Origin of the sequence: Nostoc sp. FACHB-280, from assembly GCF_014697615.1 — a bacterium.
Lineage (GTDB): Bacteria > Cyanobacteriota > Cyanobacteriia > Cyanobacteriales > Nostocaceae > Nostoc_B.
On the sequence record NZ_JACJSD010000105.1, the window covers coordinates 1 to 4,628 of the forward strand.

Sequence of the window (4,628 nt, forward strand, 5' to 3'; positions counted from 1 at the left end):
AAGATATTGATAGAAAAACTTACACAGCAAGACAGCACCAGGATTATCTCAAGCCAGAGGAGGCGTTAGAGTGCGAAAAATTCCGCATTTGGGATACTTATGGGATGACTGTCACTCCTGAGTTGGTCGAGAAAGACGATGGTGGAAGGTTAATCAAAAAGATTGTCGCACTTGAAGCAATCTTAGCAGCGCCGGGGGAAGTTATTACGGATGAACACGGGCGGGAGTTTATTACGCCGCCAGATGTGGTCGCAGAAAGGGATAGGGCGGAGCGAGATCGTCTGCCTATCTGCACAGACTGGGGTAATCATTCCACTTCTTGGTTAATGCGTCATCGGTTGGGGTTACGGGCGATACTGACAGATTTGATGGATGGGGTGGAGATTAAAGGCGATGAACCAATGATTCAGGCATTGGCGGATTTTTCTAAACGCAATGCACCCCACATCAAGGGTATCCTCAACTTGACCATCCCACTGGATGAATCTCCGGTGTGGATTTTGAGTCAGTACTTGGGTCAACTGGCTTTAACTACCCAGTCGCGGCGGCCTACCGAAAATGGTCAACGGGTGCGGTATTATCATCTTGATCCTGATGATGTAGCGTTTGCTCGTCAGGTGTTGGTGTATCGGCAATCACAGAGGGCAGAACGAGAACGGCGGCGGCAACAAGAGCAAGCGCAGAATGCGGCGTATGTGGCTAGGATGCAGTCTATGTATGGACTTGAAAGCAGAGGATCGGAGGCGCAGGGGAGCAGGGGAGCAAACTTACATCCATCCTCCCCTCTGCACCCCCGCACCCTTGCCCCCCGTCCTAATTCTGCCCCGTCCACACCCCCCATTATTGAAGATGGCAGTCATAATTGGGAGGGTGTGGACGGACAGGAAAATCCCACTGATTATTGGTGGCGGCAGGTTAAATCCTATACTGCAAGGTTAATAGAACAGGTAGAAATGGGAGTTGATACGGTTCAAGAATTCTTCTCTACACTCACTTCGGATGAGCGATGGGGGGTGATGGTGCAAATGGAAGAAAACCAACCTCAGATGTTCTCTCAATTGGTGGCTGAGGCTCCCGATTGGGTGGAATGGATGGGTTGAGTTGCACCTGTTGAGGAAGAGGTCGTGCTGAGGAATAAGTTTGTTACCCATTTCCTGATGGATTAAACTCATCTTTCCAAAGGGCTATATCTTCCAAAACATTGATTCTGGTAGTTGCTCACCGCCAGCTTGTCGCCCTAATGTCGAATGAATTATTATAAATACAATTACCATTGGCACTGAAGCAAAATGCACAATTCTTAGTGCTTGCCAGTTGCCAAACATATCTACAATTCCAGGAAATTGAGCAGGTTTATACATACCTATACCTGTGAATAATGCCAATAACAGAACAGGAATAATAGATGTATAAACAATTCGATGCCAAGCATAAATTAGGCGTTGAGGATTTTGGCTTTTTTGTAATGCTTTCAGGTCATTAGTACCCACAAATCGGTGTCGCCAACGTCGAGTAATTAAAATATAAAGTCCATACCATAATAGATTTAAAGAAAATAACCACATAGCAGCAAAATGCCAGTTTCTACCTCCTGCCAACCAACCTCCTAAAGTAAATATGGGCGGAATGTGTAAACCAGAACGTCCACCAAACACAGGATTTGCGTTATAAATTCGTAATCCACTGGTGAGTAAAAGGAAGACGCTTATGATATTAACAGAATGAAAAATTTTAGCACCTATCGCTTGTTTGAGTTTTTTTCGTGTTTTTTGGGGAATAGTTGCACTCATATAAATTTAGGTAATCATCATCTACAGATTACTTTAAAATAGAGGTTCCTGATTTTAAAATAGGTAGAAATATTTCTCTAATTAGGAGTAGAAATTAGCTAAGAATGTTTAGCCTGCGCGATTACCAACAAGATTTAGTTTCCAAAACTTTTGCTGCTTGGAATAGTGGAATTAGAAAGGTACTACTGCAACTAAGCACGGGTGGTGGCAAGACAATTATCTTTGCCGCCATAGCATCTAAGATGACTGCCCAAAGTGAAGGTGTTTTGGTAGTTGCTCATAGAGAAGAGTTAATTCTCCAGGCGGCCGAGAAACTAGCGGCAGTGACAAAATTACAACCAGGAATTATTAAAGCTGGATACAAGCCGAATGATTCATTAATTCAGGTAGCGAGTATTCAAACTCTTTCACGACGAGAAACTTACCCAAAGGCGCAGCTTGTCATTATTGATGAAGCTCATCATTCTAGTGCGAATAGTTACCGCAAAGCCATTTTGATTCGGTTTGGGAGATATTTCAGGGAGTTCAGCCTGTGGATTCTGTACGGCAGATGTTAGCACGGTTAAGAGAAACTGTTGACCGTCACATCTGGGTTAGTCGGTATGGGATGGGGACTGTGGGCAATGGTTCAACTTCTATGAGTGGATTGTTGCGGAGTCAGGATATTGCAACACAGGCTAACATTGCTCTGTTGTCTGCGGCTGACAATGATGATTACTCGTTCATTGACCAAAATTTCCAGCCCGAATCTTTGCAGACTTGGGGTAAGCGAGGTGCGGTCATTAACGTCCAAATGCGCCGTTATCAGGAATTTGTGCTGAAGGGGTTGGTAGCTGATGGCTATACCGTGATTGATGCCGACGATTCTGACCCTGAAGAAAAAATGCTATTTTTTTACATCTTAACCATATTCTGAACTAATTTAATAACTATCCATTTATGTAGCTGCAACTTGTGTTGATAGTGCAAGAAATGAGTCCAAAAACTTTTGAAAAATATTAAGTGAAAAATATCTTATTAATAATACTTACAAGTGTGGTTATCGACTAAGTACTGATGTGGTAATCTAAGTATGTTTAGTCATCAAAGAGGAAAAGCAATTGTTAAGCGAATATCATAGAAAAAAGTTACTGCATCACTTTTCCTGTCTGGATACCGATAATTCAGGCTTCATCGGGAAAGAAGATGCTGAGATTTTTGCTGAAAGGTTCGCCAATATTCGTAGTGCAACACTTGGTTCAGATATTCACAAAGATATATTGTTTAAGTGGCTTTATGTTTGGGAGAATTTTTGGTCTAAAGCAGATTTGGATGGAGATGGTAAGGTGAGTCCTGAAGAATTTTGTCAGGGCATAGAAACAGCAATTTTAAATCCAGATTATAGTGACCCTTTAATAGAAACTTTGTTTGACATTGTTGATTTAGACAGTGATGGTCACATATCACAACAAGAGCATCGTCTCTTTTTCAGTGTGTTTGAACTAGATGCAGAAAAATCAGCTTTTGTTTTCTCTAAGCTTGATATCGATCAAGACGGCATTCTCTCGAAAAAAGAGTTTGTTTGTGCTAAGAGAGAATTTCTAACTGAAAAAGAACCTGGTGCCGTAGGCAATTGGTTTTGGGGTTCTGTAGAGTAGTTCGCACAACACAGACAAAAACTCGAACAAATCAGCCGAAATGAGTATACGTCCACACTCTTCATTAATGAGGAGATTAAGGGAGAAGAAAAATCCACTGATTCTTGGTGGCAACAGGTTAAATATCATAGTACGAAGTTTATGGAACTCTTTGAGTCCGGTGTAGAAGCAGCCAAAGAGTTTCTTTCTACCTTTACAAGTGATGAGCGTTGGGGCGTGATGGTGGCTTTTGAGGAATCGGAGCCTGCGATGTTTGGGCAATTAATTGGTGGCGGCGGCTCCTGAGTGGATGCAGTGGATGGCGGATGAATAAATGGTGAAACACCGCGCTAATTAATAATTTCTCCTTTGTTATTGGCCAACTTTTCACGCCATTTTTGGAGTTCTTCAGGTGTTTGTCTTACCCAATCTGTGACTTCGCCAACAATTTTTAATGGTGCTTGGGAGCGATATGAGCGTGTCGGATTGCCCGGAAATTTTTTGTCTGTAACATTCGGATCATTTTCAAACTCCCCTGTTGGTTCAACGATATAAACACGTTCACGGTTATCGCCTTTTGCTAACGCAGCAGCTAGTCCCGCCACATTAACCAGGGCTGTGAAATAAATGTGATTCATTTTGAGTTCACGTTTGTAATTAGAACTGCCCCCTGCTGTCAGTAAATCGCCAAGGAGCAAATCTGCTTTCGTCCCATGATAAAAGGGGCCTTTGTCAGAAGGTTTATCCTGAAGCGAAGTTGCTAATTCATAATTCTTTTTTGCCTTGTCAGCTTCGCTTAACTCCTCATAGCATTTGGCAATGTTTGAATATAGAGAAGGTATTGCACTCTTCACAGTGTCGTCATTTATTTTTAATGCGAACTGTAAAGCTGTTTCGAGCCATTTTAATTTGTCGTCAACATTTTTTTGATATTGAGCTACATAGTGAGCTGAAATAAATTTTTCCAAGTCGTATGTCGCTTCATTCCAGGCTTCTTGAAACAGTTTACTTGCTTCTTCTGGTTTGCCTTTTTCTTCCATGCCCATACCTTGAAGACAGAGTTTAACAACATTGTTGTTTGGGTTGAATTCCATGATTACTTTGTCTCGTAATGATCGTACGTTAATAACTCTGTTGCTTCTTTTAATACTTGAGTAATTTCAGGTTTGTCAGAACTTATCACATCATCTGGTAAATGCTTGTGGTGTGGAAAAGTAGAAAG

5 protein-coding genes and 2 pseudogenes are annotated in these 4,628 nt (G+C 41.9%); 5 read left to right on the forward strand and 2 right to left on the reverse strand.

Annotation, left to right across the window (positions count from 1 at the left end; translation table 11 throughout):
* A pseudogene (locus tag H6G75_RS32755) lies at positions 1-1,100 on the forward strand (bifunctional DNA primase/helicase); the annotation flags it as partial.
* A gap of 84 nt (positions 1,101-1,184) precedes the next feature.
* On the opposite strand, the gene H6G75_RS32490 reads toward H6G75_RS32755, so the two are convergent.
* On the reverse strand, positions 1,185-1,790 hold the full coding sequence (locus tag H6G75_RS32490; protein ID WP_190595316.1) for a cytochrome b/b6 domain-containing protein: 606 nt from the start codon (positions 1,788-1,790) through the stop codon (positions 1,185-1,187).
* Between the two features lie 104 nt (positions 1,791-1,894).
* Here H6G75_RS32490 and H6G75_RS32495 point away from each other — a divergent pair, with 104 nt between their 5' ends.
* The 4 genes from H6G75_RS32495 (at position 1,895) to H6G75_RS32760 (ending at position 3,712) form a co-directional block, all read left to right on the forward strand.
* On the forward strand, positions 1,895-2,347 hold the full coding sequence (locus H6G75_RS32495; protein ID WP_242051736.1) for a DEAD/DEAH box helicase family protein: 453 nt from the start codon (positions 1,895-1,897) through the stop codon (positions 2,345-2,347).
* Positions 2,323-2,706, forward strand: a complete 384-nt coding sequence (locus H6G75_RS32500) for a hypothetical protein (protein WP_313934929.1) — start codon at positions 2,323-2,325, stop codon at positions 2,704-2,706. Before H6G75_RS32495 ends, H6G75_RS32500 begins: the two co-directional genes overlap by 25 nt.
* Before the next feature lie 184 nt (positions 2,707-2,890).
* On the forward strand, positions 2,891-3,427 hold the full coding sequence (locus H6G75_RS32505; protein ID WP_190983968.1) for an EF-hand domain-containing protein: 537 nt from the start codon (positions 2,891-2,893) through the stop codon (positions 3,425-3,427).
* A gap of 141 nt (positions 3,428-3,568) precedes the next feature.
* The gene (locus H6G75_RS32760; RefSeq protein WP_199338111.1) at positions 3,569-3,712 is read left to right on the forward strand and encodes a hypothetical protein; all 144 of its coding nucleotides are present in this window, start codon (positions 3,569-3,571) and stop codon (positions 3,710-3,712) included.
* Positions 3,713-3,756: 44 nt separating this feature from the next.
* On the opposite strand, the pseudogene arr reads toward H6G75_RS32760, so the two are convergent.
* Positions 3,757-4,137 (reverse strand): annotated as a pseudogene (gene arr, locus H6G75_RS34000) (NAD(+)--rifampin ADP-ribosyltransferase); the annotation flags it as partial.
* Positions 4,138-4,628: the final 491 nt, after the last annotated feature.